Origin of the sequence: Lactiplantibacillus pingfangensis (assembly GCF_005404945.1) — a bacterium.
In the GTDB taxonomy this organism is placed as follows: domain Bacteria; phylum Bacillota; class Bacilli; order Lactobacillales; family Lactobacillaceae; genus Lactiplantibacillus; species Lactiplantibacillus pingfangensis.
In genome coordinates this window covers 1-17,997 of sequence record NZ_BJDG01000038.1, presented here as the reverse complement: position 1 = coordinate 17,997, position 17,997 = coordinate 1, and the positions used below count along the sequence as shown (strand labels likewise).

Sequence of the window (17,997 nt, the reverse complement as noted above, 5' to 3'; positions counted from 1 at the left end):
CCGGAATCATGCCCTCAAGAAAATTGCTTAACAATTTTAATTATTTGATTGTCTACTTGACACGGAGCCGCGCCGTTGACCAAGTTGCCGTGGGTAGTGCCTTTTGTTTAGATATAAGTAATAGTCAACTGACCTAGCGAGAGCTGTCCTTGGAGATAAATGACGGGACCGGCACTTGTCGGGGTACCATTGACTTTAATATCGCCGAGACTGTTGTTAACGTTTAGCCGGACTTGCCAAGTTCTTGGTAGATACAATTCAACCCCGCTTAGCGAGAGATCAACATTAATCGTGGCTTCGGCGCGTCTAAGCCTAACGTCATCGAAATAGATTTTGGCGCCGCCCATGGAGACATGGAGGTTCGCACCATCAAAGTCAGTGCTGTGAATGTAACGGATACTGTTACTCATGCTGATGGTCAAATTGACATTAGGGTCATGAATCGTTTCGGTATCAGCGTCAGGCTGTTGATGATTATAATGGCCATGCCAATTGTGATGGCTGTATGCGCGATGCCAACGAGGATGAACTAGAATACTGAGTCCAATACTTAGTAGCAGCGCTGCCCCCAGAATGGTCCAAGGCACGAGTGCAGTAATGCCGAGCGGCTTGGCATAAATAATGGCGAGTAAGGCAATGGCGAAGACTAGACTAGACATAATTAGATTGCGCAGACTGGTAACGATAATCGCAACCAGGGCAATCGTTAAAAATAAGGTCCAAATGCCGACGTGATAACTGAAAATGCCTAATTGACTCGTAATGAGGACAATGGCACTAACGAGGAAAAATGTTCCCCAAAACCAACGTTGTTTCATTTATTAAACTCCCTTTTCAAGTGATTGTTTCAGACCGCGATAGTAGCGACGTGAGGCGTAAAGCTGCTTATGCGTCTGATCAAACTCAACTAAGTTACCGGTCAGTGATTTTGTCAATGACGTGACCAGCTGTGTATTTACAATGGCCGACTTGGAAATGCGCAAAAAGTTCGCTGGCAACGCTTCGGTTAGTTCATATAAATGCTGTGTTGTTTGATAGCTGGCGTCACGTGTGTGAACCCGAACTTGATGCCCGGATGCCTCGAAAAATATAATTTTCGCCAAGGGTAGTTGCAACGTTTGACCGGCCTGTGAAACGGTTAACGATACTGCGGTGGCAGAAAAATTTTCAAGTTGAGCCAGTAACTGTTCAGCATTAGGATAATTAGGTGGTAAATGTAAGGTGAGCGTGGGTTCAGCGCCTGTTGTTTCGGTCTTGACCGTAACATGCACGGTGATCACCTCCTTTGATACTTATTAGTACACCATACTGGGTGGTGATTGTAAACGGGTTTAGCCCAAGCGGTCGTTGTGAGAACGCAAGTGGTCAGGGATTGTTCAATTGCTTACAATGTTGCGTTTTAAGGTAAAAAAGAAGACAATGTTGTAAACGATTACAAGAATGAGGTGTGCCTGAATGAAGATTATAATTACGCCAGCAGCAAGTAAATGGTTCCATGAGGACATGGGCGTGTCCGCGGGTAACGGTGTCCGCTTTTACGGCAAGACGTATGGTAAAACAGCGGTACATCATGGTTTCTCAATTGGTGTGATGCGCGACGATGAGCCACATCAGCCGATTGCGTCTACTGAGACGGATGGGGTCAACTATTATGTCAATGATCGTGATGAGTGGTTCTTTAAGGGCTATGATTTAACGGTTGATTTTGATAGTGAAAATGATGGCCCGAAATACGAATATACCCCGAATCAAGAGCAAGAATAACTGAATTCGTAAAAATCAGCGTATGAGCAACAGGTGGGTTACGGTTACATCTAGTCATGTGGGATATAACTTCTGCTTTCGGTGACGGGTCATTTCATTAGCTGTGGGGCCAGTCCCAGCCTGAGAAGCGGTCTGGGACTTCGCTTTCAAGCCTAAAAAGCAAGTCTTACACCACCGACACAGCAAATTCCATGACCTGTCACCTACAGCTTGATAGTGAGCCATTCAAAATAACGCCAATACAATTGTACTGGCGCTTTTTGATGCGCTCAATTTTACAGCCGCTTTTTCGAATTCCTATTGTCACTATCGCTTAACTAGATAATGTGAATAAGTAATCCCTAACAACGCAATCAGTGCCAGACCAGTAATGCCGACGATTAGGGTGATTTTGCTAGTCTCGGTAGCCGCAATCATGATGGCAAGGCCTAACAACACGAGCAAGCGGCTGCTAAACAAGTTGGTTAACTGCAACTTTTGACTTGTCGAGACCCGCTGTGTCGTATAGATGACTAGTAACGCAATTAAGGGCAAACTGCCGCCAACAATGCCATAGTGACCAAGGAAGTTTGGCAGGGTGTATGATCGTGGCCAGAAAGTCAGCAGGAGCGTATACCCAGCAAATAGTAGATTTAAATCATGTTCAAGCAAATGAAGGCGCTTTGATGGCAACCACTTGCTCAGCACTTTCGGGAAGCTGAGCAACAGGCCATAAACAACTGTGAAGCCGATTAACAAAAATATTGTATAATCTGGAAGCAAGACTCTTGGGGTGTAAGCGGTAATTCGTTTTAAATACAGCAGCAGAAGCAGTCCAAAATTAAGTGCTTTCCAAAATCCCAATTTTAATTGCATTTTAGCGGGTAATAACATCATAATCACTCGATTCATCAAACTTAATTAAGCTGTCTGCGTCAAGTTTAACTGTGCGTCATTTTAAGCGTCAAGCTTGAAGGTGGACTTTGGCAACTTACCAAACGTGACTGTTGTCAAATAAAAATAGTGTTTCAGGTCAGCTCATCAGGCTGAATCTGAAACACTATTTTGAGCTAACGATTAAAAACTGAAATTTCCTGGTAACTTAATGTTTACGGCGCTTTAAGGTGAACCAAGCAACGGTGCCGACTGCGACAATGCCAGAAAGACTCAGACCGGCCACAAGATAGGGCGGGCGATACGTTAAGGTAACTGTATGCTTGCCTTTACTCAATGGCACCGCGATGAAGGTGTTAATGACCTTCTTAGTGCTGACGGCTTTGCCATCAACGGTCGCATGCCAGCCAGCGGAATAAGGAATCGTGGTCATCAAGACTTGATGTTGCTGCTTGATGTTGATGGTACCAGTAAGCTTGCGATTCGAATGCTGCGTTAACTGCCATGGTGATTGTTGTAAGGTCTGCGCAGATTGCTTGAATTGACTATTATTTAATTTATATAAGGTGAAATTCTGTAACCAGAGCGAGGTCTTCTTCATCTGAATCCCGAAGGTGACAGTTTTACCTTTGCTATTGGTGGCGACATTGACGGCAATGGTATGACGGTACGTTGGATATTGCTGTAACTCTTTACCATTAATGTAGTAACTGGCATTGGCAGTCGTCAAGTTTGACCCTAAGGTAATGTAATAAGAATCATTGGTTTTTGGTGTAAACTTGAAATAAATCGACCCAGTTTTAGCGAGGTCTTTCTTATTGACGACCGCACCAGTTAACGTCGTGACTTGTTTGACATTCTGGAAGACGACTTGATCAAAGTTTTCGGCCGAAATCAGTCCAGTGGTACTGCGATTGGCCAATGTTTGGTAAATCAATTCTTGACGGGCAATCGGATCACCAGTGGTTTTGGCAACCTTTAAATGTAAAATGTTATCTGATGCCGCGAAGCCCAAGCCGAGCGCATAAGGATTTTGATAAGTGGTTGCTTCAGAATTGCTCAACTGTGCTTTCTTTTGATAATGGGCTAAATCTGGTTTCGTACTCGTCACTGGAATATAACGATTGTAATTGGCATTATCTGACTGTGAAGCCGGAATCGTCTTAGCCATAAAATAACGCATATCGAGCAGCGAATCTGTAATCAGCGTCCCGTTCGAGTAGGTCACGACCCCATCACCATCTGGTTGACCAATTGAGCCAAAGAAGTTTGGAATGATACTCTCAAATGTTGAACTGAAATGATCCGCACCGTTATATGCGGCTTGCATTGGATCATCCTTAGTTCGCGTGAAGGTCTTACCAACGCGATAAAAACTGCTGTCGCTAGCTTTGATCTGATTAACGGTTTTATCCAGTGCGGCGGTGTAGTTGCCAAATTCAGATTGTGAAACGTATGAGATATTGTTCAAAGAAGCCACCACGTTGATACTCATATCGGTCGCGACCAGTAATAGGGCAATCAAGTGGTAGATCATGCGGTTCTGCTTTGGGACTAATAGCAAAACTAAACTGACGGCCGCTAAGCCAATCGTGATTAATAGATTGGGTAGATTAATATAAGAAACATGTTTGAGATTTAAATAGACTGTCCCGAACAGGGCGGCCGCTAGACCAAACATGATTGACCCTTGCCACCAGTTGATCGTCAGTTTTTGTGTTAAGGCTTGCGCACCAATCCAAACAATCCAGAAGCAAAAGACAAAGGAAAAACGGTAAGGATACCAGACTGGAAATTGATCTGCATGCCAAAGTAAGTCTAAAGGCTCATAGCAGAAAGATAAGACCAGCACGGCCGTGACTAGGAGCACGCTAATTTTGACGGACCATTTAGGCTGTTTGCGTAAGAAGTACAGGACAAACGCGAATAACACGAGCCAGGCAATATAAAAATTAGGTTGCCCCGCCGGCATTTGTTCAAAATTGAAACTACCAGTCACAAATTTCGCTAACATCTTCCATGGGGCGTACTCAAATTTCCAGTGCAACTTGGTCACGTTGTATTGGGCCTTGCTTTGCATCAACGCCCAGAAAGTTGGTAATAGCAACCATGCGGATAATGCCACTGCCAGTAAGCCACCCCAAGTGAATTTAAGCAGGTGTTGGCCAAAGGTTTTGAAATCTTGCCAATATTTAGTTGCACCGTACAACCAGTACAGACAACTGAACAAGATGACCATGTAGCCCATATAATAGTTGTCAATCAACATCACGGCCAGCCAACCAGCAAACCAACGGACTTTACCGGTTTTGAAGAGCCGTTCAAGGCCTAACACCACGAGCGGCAAAATAGCGGTTGTATCGAGCCAAATCATATTGAGTTGATTGGCGACCATCCAACCCATCAGTGCATAGGCGGTACTAAAGGTTGGCACGAGCCAGCCTTTTTGGGTGTTCGTTTTGGTTAATAACCAGGCGAAGGCCAAGCCGGCGAAACCGTATTTTAGCACGGTGACGATGAAAATCCCGGTGGTAATTGATGTTCCTGGGAATAATAAATAAATCAAATTAAACGGACTCATTAAGTAATAAGCCCAGACGCCAACCATTTCCCCACCAATTGTTTTGGAGAAAGAATAGAAAAGTGCACTTGGATCGTGCAAAAGGGTATGGCGAAAATAGGCGAAGAGGTCAACGTATTGTTGCCCTAAATCAACGGTTAACAAGCTACTTGAGCCAAAGGGGGCCATTTGCCGGTAAATAAAATAGCCGGTCATAATTAATAATGGCAACCAAAAACTGACCCAAAGTGGCCAAGTGCGTTTGTCAAAGATACGACGGATTCTCAAAATGCCACCTCAATCTCTTATTAAATCCACAACACTAATTTGCAAGGCAGACCTGCCTTAAATCAGTGCTGAAATTTTTATGTCTACCGTCTAGGATAGCATAAGTGACTCGAATCGTCGGTTAAAACTTCCTAATGAAATGGGTGAAAGTTAAGTGGCTGAACCGAGTGCTGGAAAACGCTAGGTCGGTAGTTGCTGCCATGAGATTTAAGCGTTTAAAAGAGATCCGACAGTCAGACAAGTTGTCTCGTGTAGCAGGCGTGCGTTTATTTAGACGTAGTTTTAAAGATGCGTATAAATTCATGACTGCAAGAATGCCAAATAATGGGATTTATAGTACACTATTGATTGGTGAATAGGTACAAGGTAAAATAAGACCAGTTATGCAATTGTGTCCGATTGCGAGTAAGTGCTGGTGGCAATGACAAAAATGTTGCTAAATTAAGAACGGGAGCTTGAGAATTGAAACTGTTTAAGAAAGTAACTGCAAACCGTGATCCGAATAAATCACATATTCCATTTCGATTAAACTTTTTATTTTTTATCGTTTTTTTACTATTTGCAGCGTTAATTGGTCAGTTGGCTTACTTACAAGTTGACTATGGTGGCAAATTTGCCACGGAGGTTAATTCCGCAAATAATACGACGGCCACTGCCAGTGTTCAACGGGGGTCGGTGTATGATTCTACCGGCCGTGTCATGGTTGGGAACAAGTCGCATCAAGCCATTCAATATACAAAAGGTTTGAACGTTGCTTCTACTAAGATGTATTCAATTGCAACGAAATTGGGCGATTATTTAACGGTCCCGACGGATACTTTGACGGATCGCAACAAGGCGGATTATTACTTATCAAATGCTAAAAATTTGAAAGCAGTTGCCAAGCATGTCAAGACGTCCTCAGACGCGAATGTGTTATATGATCGTGAAGTTAGCTACACGATGGATCATCTGATTGACGGCTTTTCAGCGCGTCAGAAGAACGCCGCAGAAATTTACGCCAAAATGAGTGGCGCTTATTCATTATCGACGGTCAATATTAAGGCAACAGGTGTTACTAGCACCGAACTTGCTGAAATTGGTGAACATCAATCTCAGATGCCGGGGATTAAAGTCGGAACTAGTTGGACGCGCAGTTATCCAAATGGGACGAGTTTAAGTAGTGTCCTTGGTACCGTGACGACTGAAAAGCAAGGGTTGCCAAGTGATAATATCAAGACGCTTTTGGCTGAAGGTTATTCACGCGACGACTCCGTTGGTCAAAGTCAATTGGAAAAGCAATATGAAAATGTTTTGCGTGGCACTAAATCACAAACTGAAGTGAAGACGCAAGATGGTGTGATTAAAAAAGAAATCAAGAAGTATGGCGGACAAAAGGGTGATAACGTTGGCTTAACCATCAACGCTAAATTCCAAGAAAAAGTCCAAAGTATTATTATGTCCGAAGCCAAATCGGCTGGTTCTGGAAACTCGTATTCAGTCGGGGGTTACGCCGTGGTGCTAAATCCAACCACGGGTGCGGTTTATGCCTTAGCTGGTGCTAACCGGGACATTAAGACTGGTAAAGTTACCGAAAATGCCCTTGGGACCATTAACCAATCATTTGTTATGGGGTCAGTTGTTAAGGGTGCCACGGTTATGGGGGCGTTACAATCAGGTGTGATTACGCCAACTAACAGTGCGCTGACTGATACCCCAATTAAGTTAAAAGGGACGGCAGCAAAGACGTCTTGGTTTAATAAGTCAGGTGGTACTAGCTTAGCGCTGGATGCCTCAACAGCCATGGAAGTTTCTTCTAACTCGTACATGATGCAATTGGCGATGAAGGAAGGCGGTTTTACTTATGGTTCTGGTAAAGCGCTGGACATGCCGACATCGATTTTCTCTAAATTACGTGGCTACTTCAATCAATTTGGTTTAGGGGTTTCGACCGGGATTGATTTGCCTGGTGAAGCCACTGGTTACGAAGGGACGGCTGACCAAGCCCATATTGGTAATGCGTTAGACTTGTCCTTTGGTAACTACGATTCCTACACGACCATTCAAGTGGCCCAATATATTGCCACGATGGCCAATGGTGGTCAACGAATTGCCCCACACGTGGTTTCTTCGATTACTGGGACTAACGCTGATGGGAGTCAAGGTAAGACCAAGGTCAATGTTGGGACACGAGTCTTGAATACGATTGACGTGCCTAGCTCATACTTCGATGTCGTGCATACTGGGTATTACGATGTGGTTCATGGGTCGAGTCAGTATAAGACTGGGTCAAAACTCGCGAGCCTGTCGCCAACCGTTGCAGCGAAGTCTGGGACGGCTGAAACGTTCTACAATGCTTCGACGCCGACTGAAACGTTGAGTTTGGCGACGTATGCGCCATACAAGAATCCTAAAGTGGCGATTGCGATCGTTTTCCCTGGGATGAACAATAGTACGACCAGTGTCGTTAACTTTGATACGGCGACTCAGATTTATAAAGCCTTCTGGAAGTATTACTCAAAATAATTAAAGCTGTTTTTCGATACCAGTATCTGAATTGATACTGGTATTTTTTATTTAATAATGGTATAGTAGTTCAAGTTAAGGGCTCCAGCCCTGTATTATGCGAATGAGTTTGGAGGGTTTACAACATGCGGGTACACATTACTTTAGAATGTACAGAATGCCATGAACGCAACTACTTATCTTCAAAGAACCGTCGGAACAATCCGGACCGGGTTGAATTTAAGAAGTACTGTCCACGGGATCACAAAGTTACATTACATCGCGAAACGAAATAACAACGGGGTGACCTGTTGTTTTTTCGGTGCATTGTCATTAGACAATGGGTTTCTCATTTGTTGGCAAATGAGTGATTGTTTTTATAAGCAATCGCTCGTGTTGATGAATGAGATTTTTTAGTTTTAGGGAAAATTGACTTGATCATAGGAGCGTGATTGCATTGGAGAAAACCGATTTTCGTCAGCAACAGATCACTCGCTTGACGCAACTATCAGATGCCGAACGGTCACAACAAAATTTAAGCCTACAACAACAATTGTTTGCCAGTCCAGCTTGGCAGCAGGCGGCCGTGATCGCCACGACGATCAGCAGCGGGATTGAAGTCGCCACGCAACCGATTATTCAACAAGCTTGGGCTGAACATAAGCAAGTGGTGATTCCACAAACCTTGCCAAAACGTCAAATGGCGTTTAAGCCTTATACGGCCGAGACTGAATTGACGCGGACAAGCTTCGGTATTTTTGAACCAACCACTGGTGAAACTGTCGCAAAGGCTGAGATTGACTTGATTTTAGTGCCAGGCTTAGGCTATAGTCAGGCTGAGTTGGCGCGGATCGGTTTTGGTGGTGGTTATTATGACCGCTACTTAGCTGATTATACTGGTGTGAAACTGACGGTGGCTTTTCGTGAAATGGCGTTTGCCCATGCGGAATGGCCGGTGGATGCCTATGACGTTGTCTTAGATCAATTATTAGTTGCAAAGGATGGTGTTGACGACGAACATTAAACGTTGGTGGCAAACCGAACCTGCAATGACCCAACTGTTATTGGGGATTACGATTGCGGTGTTCTTAGTTGAATGGCTTTTAGGTGGTAGTACGGCCACGGCGGTGCTCTATATGCTTGGTGCCAAAAATGATCAAGCCATTATTGCTGGACAGTGGTGGCGTTTTATCACACCAATCTTTTTACATATGGGGCTGACACATATTGCGTTGAACGGTGTGGTCATCTACTTTATGGGGATGCAGATTGAAGCGCTATTTGGACATTGGCGGCTGTTAGCCATTTATTTGCTTGGTGGCATCAGTGGTAATATCATGAGTTTTGGCCTGTCGCCAGATCAATCAGTCGGGGCCAGTACCGCGATTTTTGCGCTGTTTGGGGCCTTCCTAATGGTTGGTGAATCTTTCTGGGAGAATCCGATGATTCGGCGGTTGACGGGGCAATTCTTGATGTTTACAGTGTTGAACTTAGTCTTTGACTTGTTCTCCGCAGGAATTGACATCTGGGGCCATATTGGTGGCTTAATCGGTGGCTTTTTACTGGGCTATATCGTTGGGGTTCCCCGGATGGGCAAGATTCCGACAATTAAGCGAATTTTGGCCGGTATCACCCTGATTATCGCTTGGTTCGCTATGATAAAATTAGGTTTTACAAATTTCCAATAAACTGTATAATTAATCGAGGATATGCACATGAAAACACTTTACGACGTACAACAGTTGCTGAAAAAGTTTGGTGTTTACGTTTACGTGGGCAAGCGCATTTGGGATATTGAGCTGATGGCGATCGAAGTTGATCATTTGTACCAAGCCGGGGTGCTGGATGCTAAAATGTACGCGCGCGTAAAACTCGTATTGACTCATGAGCACCGGATAGAAGCAGAACATGCGCGTGATGATCACGCACATGATTAATGGAGGGATTTCGTAACATGGATCGCAAATTAATCGGTGTCGACCTTGGTGGGACGACGACCAAATTCGCTATTTTAACTGAAAATGGCGACATTCAACAAAAGTGGAGTATTGAAACCACTATCTTAGATGAAGGCGCACACATTGTGCCAAATATCATCGACTCAATCAATCACCATTTGGACCTTTACAAGATGGATCGTTCTCAATTTGCCGGTATCGGTATGGGAACTCCTGGGACTGTTGATTTAGCTGCCGGGACCGTTATTGGTGCCTACAACTTAAACTGGAAGACCTTACAACCAGTTAAGGAACAAATCGAAGCCGGCACTGGCATCAAGTTTACTCTTGATAATGATGCCAACGTGGCTGCCTTAGGTGAACGCTGGAAGGGCGCTGGCGAAAACGGCAGCGATGTTGCCTTCGTGACGTTAGGGACTGGTGTTGGTGGTGGTTTGATTGCCGGTGGCCATTTACTCCACGGTGCCGCTGGCGCTGCTGGTGAAATTGGTCACGTGACCGTTGAACCAACTGGCTATATGTGTACTTGTGGCAAGCGCGGTTGCTTGGAACAATACGCTTCTGCAACTGGGGTTGTCCACGTTGCGCGTGATATGGCTGAAGAATTTTCTGGCGTTTCTAAATTAAAGGAACTTTTAGATAACGGTGAAGAAATCAGTTCGAAGATTACGTTTGATTTAGCTAAAGAAGGCGATGCCTTGGCTAAAAAAGTTGTTGACAAGGTTTCATATTACTTAGGCTTAGCTTTGGCTAACGTCGGTAATACGATGAATCCATCTTCAATCATTATTGGTGGTGGGGTTTCCGCTGCCGGTGATTTCTTGTTAACCCAAGTTGACGCTTACTTCCACGAATTCACGTTCCCAACGGTTCGGAATACGACGAAGCTAAAGTTAGCTGTTTTGGGTAACGATGCCGGTGTCATTGGCGCCGCATCATTAGCACAACGCTTTATCTAATATCGCATTGATAAAAAAGAGTCTCATGAGGGGCTCTTTTTTGGTACGCAAGTGGTTTTGGTGCTGTTCAGTCAGCTAAATCTGAGTTGATGCCCTAGAGGGACTAGTAAAAGTAAGCGGTTTTGTGTAAAATAAAGAAGTAGAAATTAGGAGGGATAGCGTGGTTTTAGGTGCAGTCGGTGCGATGACATACGTTAACATTGTGTTAATCGTCTTAATCGCGGCATATTTTATTTATGTCTTTTATAGTTATATTCGTCGGCGTCAAGTTTCAACGATGCTCGATGAAGAAGATTTTACTAAGGGAATGCGTAAGGCTCAAGTGATTGACTTACGTGAAAAGAAGGAATTTGATGCGGGGCATATTTTAGGTGCTCGCAATATTCCGTTTAATTCCTTAAAAGCTCGGATGGGTGAATTGCGCCAAGATATGCCGGTCTATGTTTATGACCAGACGCATACGTTAAGCACTCGAGCCGTGGCAATTTTAGCCAAAAATGGGTACTCTAATTTATGTATTTTGAAGCCTGGCTATGCACGTTGGGAAGGCAAGACGAAAAAAGCGAAGTATTAAAAAAATGGCGGCTGGAACAAAATAACTTTGTTCGTGCCACCATTTTTTAGATTAACCGTTATGAGCTGAACGACTCTTGCGTAAGGCCTTTTTACGGCTTTCTTCAAATTTGCTTTCTTGGTCTTCGATTGGGTCAACGACCTGTTTTTTGAAAGATAAAACAGAACCGATCACTGCACCAGCAGTGGCAACGACCCCAAATAAGAACCCGCGTGTAAATGATTTCATCGTTTGAACCTCCTAATAATTTGTTACATTCATTATGTATGTTTTTCATTGAAAGCGCAATATTAAACGCCTAAAAAGGTTTTAGCTAATTGAGGTGATTAGGATGTTAACACAGATTATTGCTCATCGTGGCAGTAAAGGGACTCGTCCAGAAAATACGCTACCGGCGTTTGCCGCCGCATTGGCGGATGGCGCGGATGGCATTGAAACGGATGTCCATTTATCAAAAGACGGGCATTTAATTATTATTCATGATGAAAAAGTTGATCGTACAACGGATGGCAAGGGACGAATTATCGATCTCACGTTGCGAGAACTTAAGCGCCTAGATGCCGGTGTGAAATTTGCGCCGGTCTACGCTGGGACGCGAATTCCGACCCTTGACGAAGTGGTGCAGTTGCTGATCAAAGCAAATTTCACGGGTATTTTTAACTTGGAATTGAAAACGAATAAAATTCATTACGATGGCATTGAGGCGATGGTTGCCGATTATTTCAATCATCATCAGGTTCCGTTTAAATTAGTTTATTCGAGTTTTTATCCTAAATCCATTGAACGGTTGCATGCCTTACAGCCAGAAGCTGAATTTGACAGCTTATTTGAAACAAAATTCAAAACGGCCAGAAGACTACATGCTGAACACATTATTATTGGCTATCATCCAGACATCCGCTGGGTGCGCCGGCATTGGTTGCTTTTACCAAAAGTCCAATTACGGCCATGGACAGTGAATACTGAACGGGATATGCGGTTCTGTTACCGGCATCAATTTGCGGGACTCATCACGGATTATCCGGGGCTAGCACATCGGTTACGTCTAAAAATGCAAGGGGGCTAATGTCGTTTGACAGCAAAAAAAGTCTTATTGATTGCCGGTCCGACAGCAGTTGGGAAAACGGCTCTAGCAATTGAATTAGCAAAAAAATTTAATGGTGAAGTGATTTCTGGCGACTCCATGCAAGTTTATCGCCATTTAGATATTGGCACGGCCAAGGTTTTGCCAATTGAACGGCAAGGGGTACCACATTATTTAATTGATATTAAGACCGTGCAGGAACGGTTCACGGTGGCGGAATTCGTCACCCGGGCAACCGAGTTAATCAATCAAATTCACGCGCGTGGCAAGCTGCCAATTATTGCTGGTGGGACTGGCTTCTATTTGCAATCCTTGTTAGCTGGTTATCAGTTTGGCAGCGGTACCGCTGATCCAGATTTTACTTATCGGCAGACTTGGTTCGACTATGCGGCTGTGCATGGTGCGCCGGCGGTTTGGGACGAATTGCACACCATCGACCCTGTCGCTGCGGCCACAATTGACCCACAAAATTTGGTTCGAGTAGTCCGGGCGTTGGAGTATTGGCATATTAGCGGTCAGAAATTTTCGGATCAGGCGGATCAATCCCCACAGATGCTGGATGCGACCACCATCTGTTTAACAGCTGAGCGACCATTGCTCTATGCGCGCATCAATCAACGGGTGGATCAGATGGTCGCTGACGGCTTAGTCGATGAAGCTAAATGGTTGTACGACCAAGGTGGAGCCACGTTGCCAGCTGGCAAGGGGATTGGCTATCATGAGCTTTTTCCGTATTTTGCCGGTGAGCAAGATTTAGCAACGGCCATCGACTTGATCAAACAAGATTCGCGGCATTATGCGAAACGGCAACTGACTTGGTTCCGTAATAAGATGACCGTTAATTGGTATAACCTCTTAGAGACCCCCGCTGAGCGAGCGAAAATAATCACAGAACTGGCTCGTTGGTTAAACTAAAAATTAAATTGGTATACCTTTATAAATGATGTGATATTTTCTTACATGAATGATTGACTTTACAGAATTACATTGCTAATATTAACACTGTATTAAAGAGGAGGGTCGTCATGAAAGAGAAGGAATTACGTCGTTCTTTAGCAGTCTTACCAATTGGTACGGTGATGAAGCTCGCTAATTTAACCGCCCGACAAATTCGCTATTATGAAGAGCAAGCGTTGATTCATCCGGAACGTAATGCCGGCAATCGACGGATGTTTTCATTGAACGATGTCGATCGGTTGTTAGAGATTAAAGATTATTTAGCCGATGGGATTAATATGGCAGGAATTAAAGAAATTTATGCCATGCAAAAGCAAAAAGCCCAGCAAAAAGAAGCGGACTTGGCGCGGCCACTAACGGATAACGATGTACGTCGGATCTTACATGACGAGTTTCTGAATATCGGGGGCTTAAAAGCTAAGGATGGTCCGGAATATCCAACTCATTAATGCGTCTGCATCCAGATAGTCAATCAATTTAAGGAGCGATTTTCATGGCAAAACAGCAGTATACTAAGGACGATATTCGTAACATCGTCAAAGAAGAAAACGTTAATTTCTTACGTTTAATGTTCACTGATTTATTCGGTACCATCAAAAACGTGGAAGTCCCAGTTTCACAACTGGACAAGTTATTAGATAACAAGTTAATGTTTGACGGTTCTTCAATCGATGGTTTTGTCCGGATTGAAGAAAGTGACATGTACCTGTACCCAGATTTATCAACTTGGTTGATCATGCCTTGGAACACGGAACATGGCAAGATTGCCCGGATTATCTGCGAAGTTTATACTACTGACCGCAAGCCTTTCGAAGGGGACCCACGGAATAATTTAATTCGGGTCTTAAGCGACATGCGTGATGCTGGTTACACTGCCTTTAATATTGGGACGGAACCTGAATTCTTCCTATTCAAGATGAACGAAAAAGGCGAACCAACGACCGAATTGAATGATAAGGGGAGCTATTTTGATTTAGCCCCAATGGACATGGGTGAAAATTGTCGTCGTGACATTGCGCTCGAACTTGAACGCTTAGGCTTTAATGTTGAAGCTAGTCACCATGAAGTTGCTCCTGGCCAACATGAAATTGACTTTAAGTATGCAGACGCTTTAGCCGCGGCCGATCACATTCAAACCTTTAAGTTAGTCGTCAAGACGATTGCACGCAAGTACAATTTATGGGCAACCTTTATGCCAAAGCCTTTAAATGGGGTTAATGGCTCTGGGATGCACGTGAACATGTCCTTGTTCCATGATCAAGGCAATGCGTTCTACGACAAAACTGAAAAAGACGAGTTACAATTATCAACGGATGCTTACCACTTCTTAGGTGGCTTGATGAAGCATGCCCGCAGTTATACGGCGGTCACCAACCCAACCGTAAACTCATACAAGCGATTAGTTCCAGGCTATGAAGCACCTGTTTATGTGGCTTGGTCTGGTTCAAACCGGTCGCCAATGATTCGAATTCCAAGTGCCCGCGGCTTGTCAACCCGTTTGGAACTCCGGAGTGTTGATGCTTCGGCTAATCCATATTTAGCCTTTGCAACTGTTTTGGAAGCTGGGCTTGATGGCATTAAGAACAATATCGAACCACCAAAGTCAGTTGACCGTAACATTTATGTAATGGATGAAGACGAGCGCCGCCAAGCTGGCATCGTTGATTTACCATCAACGTTACACAACGCTTTGAAAGAATTCCAAACAGATCCAACGATGAAGAAAGCTTTAGGACCACATATTTATCAAAGTTTCTTGGAAGCTAAACGACTTGAATGGGCTTCATACCGTCAACAAGTTAGTGAATGGGAACGTGAACAGTACATGGAATTGTACTAAAAAGCGATAAATTCAACTGAATTGAGCGGTTAGAACACCTTGTTGGTCGTTCTAACCGCTTTTTTGTTATAATTTTGGAAAATTGGGGACACAGCCCTTTCTTAATCGCGTTATTTTCGGTAACATTAAGGACAGAAGTGCAAGTCAGCAATTTGCCAATTATCAATTGATTGCAAGGAGATTATCATGGAAAAACAAAATCAGCCAGATCTTGGGAAACAAGATCAACAGACGAGCGAGCTTACAAATAGCTTACAGCAAAAACTGGACTATTTAACCACGCTGCGTCAAGCAATAACGGCTGGTGACGACCGGTTAATTTACGAATTGATCGATGGCGACCACTATCATCAAGCCTTATTGAACGAAGAACCTAATCCAACTCGTAATGCGCAGGTGGATTTAATTACGGATGTTCATCCAGCAATCAGTCACTATCTTAGTACGAAATTGATTGACTATTTAGCACATGAATACCCCTTTTTCTATTATGAAGAAACGCAAGCCGGCGAATTCCAGATTTATTTTGGGAACTGGTGGGATCGTCGCCGTTTCGGTAAATTAAACGTGTTGAATGTTGCGTTTGAATTCAGTCAAGAAGAATTCACTAAACTGCAACAGACCTTTGAATTGGCTGCAACCCACAAACGGTATAATACCGATAATATTCAAAAAGTTTCAGCTGCCAATGATGAATTGCAAAAACTCATTGACGCGCAAGATGATCGGGATGCCGAAAAAGATCAATTACGCCAACAATTAAAAGAGAACGGGCAACGGAATTCGTTGTTTGATTCTGGTCGGATTAAAGAAGAACGCCAACAAATCATCGATCAATTGACCAAATTGGCTGATGCGGATGAACAAGCGAACAATGCCCATGCGACAATGAAAGATAACGAAGCTAAAATCTTGACACTTTCTAAGGAAGACACGATTTTAGCTTATGAAAAACAAGCCATTGAAAACTCGTTCAAGAGTTTTGAAAACTTTAATGAGCGTAATCGTAGCCTATATGTAGACTATTTGACAACGCTGATTGGAAAGGCGCAGGTTGCTGCTGATGGCGAATGAGACGAAGAAAATTGATGCTGCAACGTTAAGTACTCACGGCAAGTTAGCCATGTTTAACGAGGGCCTGAAAAAGGGTTTAGCGAACGGCGAAAAGTTCACTGCACTGATGGATCAATTGATTGATACGACAGATGGAGAGGTCTTATTGACCGCCGCACAGAAGCTAGCAGACTTTAAGTTGGACTCAGCTTACGTGACCTTTCCACATCAATATAAAAATGCCGATTACTATCTCATTTTCATGAGCCGCTTGTTGGGCATGCATGCGGATGAGCAAGCAACCCTTCACACACGACCACATAGCGAAGCACTCTACCATGTTTTTGATGCCTTGTCTGACGATTACACGTTCTTGTATCAAGTCGTCGATGGGGACAACGGTGGGGCCTACTATCGTGAACAAACGACCGGTGAAAAGTTGTTCTATATTCATTTGGAGCGGCGATTATTGCGGTTTAACAGTACTGCCTTTACCAATTTATTTATTAATAAATTACTTTTAAAGGGAACTGGGGTTGACCAAATTAATACGGTGCTCGCAACCTTGATCAACTTTGGCCACGATTTGCAAAATGATTTCGGGTTTAACGTGGACTTTAATATTTTAGATGTCAATAACGCGGCCCGTTATGAGTTACGTCAAGCTGATCTCAATGGCGAGGTGTTGGACAAACTATTTGTCTTGGCTGCCGAACACGACTATATGTTACGCAATTCACCAAGCGGTCACGGTGCTGAAATTGAGTTGCCAGGGGCCTTGGTTGTTGACGTTTTTGATGCCGGGGCACCTGAGACTGCCAAATGGGTGCTGACTGTACGGGATAGTGACCAACGGGTTTCTTGGTTTGATGTGTTGCTCCACTTTGATTTTATGCGAGATTGGTATCTTGGCAACATTGAGGCCCTCGAAATTAAAGCAGATCCATTGGTGTTCGCATAGCTGATGGGGGATAATATGTTAGATTTAACCACGCTATTGCAACAATCTATTCGACTAGACCAAGATATTACGCGTCGGCAAGCGATTCATTGGAAACCGGAGACACGGTTGCAGAATGCCATGGTCTCACTCGATGTTGAACTGGCTGAGATGGCGAATACGTCTGAGTGGTTCAAAGTTTGGAAGATTCACAAGGGAAAGGCCGATGCTGGGAAGACGCATCGTGAAACCTTGCTCAATGAATACGTCGATGCCATGGATTTCTTTTTTCTAGTCGCTGCCATTCAGCAGTGGACACATCTCATTCCAATGACAGCCGAAGAAATCACTGAATTAGGTGAGAAACGACCAACTGATTTGAATAAACAATATTTGGCAATTAAACATTTATTGTACGATGCCTATTTCAATCATCGTCAAGTTAGCTACAAGCACGCTTGGCATGTCTTTTTAAAAATTGGCTTAGTGGAGTTCGGTTATTCACAAACTGAGATTCAAGCCGCTTTTATTGCGAAGAATCAAGTGAATGAACAGCGTCAGAAAGATAATTATTAAACGGGGAGTGTGGCTGTTATGATCCCTCTATGGTTGTCAGATGAAATACTATAATTCATCTGATTATCATGGAGGGATTTTTGTATG

General features: G+C 43.8%; 20 protein-coding genes. 15 read left to right on the top strand and 5 right to left on the bottom strand.

All coding sequences use genetic code 11. From position 1 onward, the window contains the following. Window positions 1–107: 107 nt before the first annotated feature. Window positions 108–818 (bottom strand): LiaF transmembrane domain-containing protein, encoded by a 711-nt coding sequence (locus FFM74_RS12750; protein ID WP_137627012.1) that lies wholly within the window; start codon window positions 816–818, stop codon window positions 108–110. A gap of 3 nt (window positions 819–821) precedes the next feature. Next, window positions 822–1,271 (bottom strand): LytTR family DNA-binding domain-containing protein, encoded by a 450-nt coding sequence (locus FFM74_RS12745; RefSeq protein WP_137627011.1) that lies wholly within the window; start codon window positions 1,269–1,271, stop codon window positions 822–824. A gap of 184 nt (window positions 1,272–1,455) precedes the next feature. Here FFM74_RS12745 and FFM74_RS12740 point away from each other — a divergent pair, with 184 nt between their 5' ends. Then, a complete protein-coding gene (locus tag FFM74_RS12740) occupies window positions 1,456–1,764 on the top strand; it encodes a HesB/YadR/YfhF family protein (RefSeq protein WP_137627010.1) in 309 nt (102 codons plus the stop codon). Window positions 1,765–2,070: 306 nt separating this feature from the next. Here FFM74_RS12740 and FFM74_RS12735 read toward each other — a convergent pair whose 3' ends face one another. Together FFM74_RS12735 and FFM74_RS12730 are read right to left on the bottom strand one after the other, a co-directional pair. Beyond that, window positions 2,071–2,655 (bottom strand): hypothetical protein, encoded by a 585-nt coding sequence (locus FFM74_RS12735; RefSeq protein ID WP_137627009.1) that lies wholly within the window; start codon window positions 2,653–2,655, stop codon window positions 2,071–2,073. 190 nt (window positions 2,656–2,845) lie between these two features. Beyond that, complete coding sequence (locus FFM74_RS12730) at window positions 2,846–5,485, bottom strand: YfhO family protein (RefSeq protein WP_137627008.1); 2,640 nt, start codon at window positions 5,483–5,485, stop codon at window positions 2,846–2,848. Window positions 5,486–5,947: 462 nt separating this feature from the next. Between FFM74_RS12730 and FFM74_RS12720 the strand changes: the two genes are divergently transcribed. The 7 genes from FFM74_RS12720 (at window position 5,948) to FFM74_RS12690 (ending at window position 11,460) form a co-directional block, all read left to right on the top strand. Further along, window positions 5,948–7,990 (top strand): peptidoglycan D,D-transpeptidase FtsI family protein, encoded by a 2,043-nt coding sequence (locus FFM74_RS12720; protein WP_137627006.1) that lies wholly within the window; start codon window positions 5,948–5,950, stop codon window positions 7,988–7,990. Between the two features lie 125 nt (window positions 7,991–8,115). Continuing rightward, window positions 8,116–8,265, top strand: a complete 150-nt coding sequence (gene rpmG, locus FFM74_RS12715; protein WP_137607457.1) for a 50S ribosomal protein L33 — start codon at window positions 8,116–8,118, stop codon at window positions 8,263–8,265. Between the two features lie 161 nt (window positions 8,266–8,426). Further along, window positions 8,427–8,993 carry a 5-formyltetrahydrofolate cyclo-ligase gene (locus FFM74_RS12710; RefSeq protein ID WP_137627005.1) on the top strand — a complete coding sequence of 189 codons (567 nt, stop codon included), beginning with the start codon at window positions 8,427–8,429 and terminating at the stop codon, window positions 8,991–8,993. Between the two features lie 25 nt (window positions 8,994–9,018). Then, window positions 9,019–9,657 carry a rhomboid family intramembrane serine protease gene (locus FFM74_RS12705; RefSeq protein WP_223877240.1) on the top strand — a complete coding sequence of 213 codons (639 nt, stop codon included), beginning with the start codon at window positions 9,019–9,021 and terminating at the stop codon, window positions 9,655–9,657. Window positions 9,658–9,684: 27 nt separating this feature from the next. Further along, a complete protein-coding gene (locus FFM74_RS12700) occupies window positions 9,685–9,906 on the top strand; it encodes a YqgQ family protein (protein ID WP_137627003.1) in 222 nt (73 codons plus the stop codon). 17 nt (window positions 9,907–9,923) lie between these two features. Next, a complete protein-coding gene (locus tag FFM74_RS12695) occupies window positions 9,924–10,886 on the top strand; it encodes an ROK family glucokinase (protein WP_137627002.1) in 963 nt (320 codons plus the stop codon). Window positions 10,887–11,046: 160 nt separating this feature from the next. Next, a complete protein-coding gene (locus FFM74_RS12690; protein ID WP_137627001.1) occupies window positions 11,047–11,460 on the top strand; it encodes a rhodanese-like domain-containing protein in 414 nt (137 codons plus the stop codon). 51 nt (window positions 11,461–11,511) lie between these two features. Here the strand turns inward: FFM74_RS12690 and FFM74_RS12685 are convergent, their stop codons facing one another. Continuing rightward, entirely contained in the window at window positions 11,512–11,688 is a 177-nt protein-coding gene (locus FFM74_RS12685; protein ID WP_137627000.1) for a DUF3042 family protein, read from the bottom strand. Between the two features lie 103 nt (window positions 11,689–11,791). Here FFM74_RS12685 and FFM74_RS12680 point away from each other — a divergent pair, with 103 nt between their 5' ends. From FFM74_RS12680 to FFM74_RS12650, 7 genes are all read left to right on the top strand, one after another. Beyond that, window positions 11,792–12,526: a glycerophosphodiester phosphodiesterase gene (locus FFM74_RS12680; RefSeq protein WP_137626999.1), complete on the top strand. Its 735-nt coding sequence runs from the start codon at window positions 11,792–11,794 to the stop codon at window positions 12,524–12,526. A 6-nt stretch (window positions 12,527–12,532) separates the two neighbouring features. Next, window positions 12,533–13,459 carry a tRNA (adenosine(37)-N6)-dimethylallyltransferase MiaA gene (gene miaA, locus FFM74_RS12675; protein WP_137626998.1) on the top strand — a complete coding sequence of 309 codons (927 nt, stop codon included), beginning with the start codon at window positions 12,533–12,535 and terminating at the stop codon, window positions 13,457–13,459. Window positions 13,460–13,569: 110 nt separating this feature from the next. Further along, window positions 13,570–13,950, top strand: a complete 381-nt coding sequence (locus FFM74_RS12670; protein WP_137626997.1) for a MerR family transcriptional regulator — start codon at window positions 13,570–13,572, stop codon at window positions 13,948–13,950. Window positions 13,951–13,994: 44 nt separating this feature from the next. Beyond that, window positions 13,995–15,341: a type I glutamate--ammonia ligase gene (glnA, locus tag FFM74_RS12665; protein WP_137626996.1), complete on the top strand. Its 1,347-nt coding sequence runs from the start codon at window positions 13,995–13,997 to the stop codon at window positions 15,339–15,341. Window positions 15,342–15,527: 186 nt separating this feature from the next. Next, window positions 15,528–16,415: an exonuclease SbcC gene (locus FFM74_RS12660; protein WP_137626995.1), complete on the top strand. Its 888-nt coding sequence runs from the start codon at window positions 15,528–15,530 to the stop codon at window positions 16,413–16,415. Beyond that, window positions 16,405–17,355 carry a hypothetical protein gene (locus FFM74_RS12655; protein WP_137626994.1) on the top strand — a complete coding sequence of 317 codons (951 nt, stop codon included), beginning with the start codon at window positions 16,405–16,407 and terminating at the stop codon, window positions 17,353–17,355. Before FFM74_RS12660 ends, FFM74_RS12655 begins: the two co-directional genes overlap by 11 nt. A 15-nt stretch (window positions 17,356–17,370) precedes the next feature. Next, window positions 17,371–17,910, top strand: coding sequence for a dUTP diphosphatase (locus tag FFM74_RS12650; protein WP_137626993.1), 540 nt, complete (start codon window positions 17,371–17,373; stop codon window positions 17,908–17,910). Window positions 17,911–17,997: the final 87 nt, after the last annotated feature.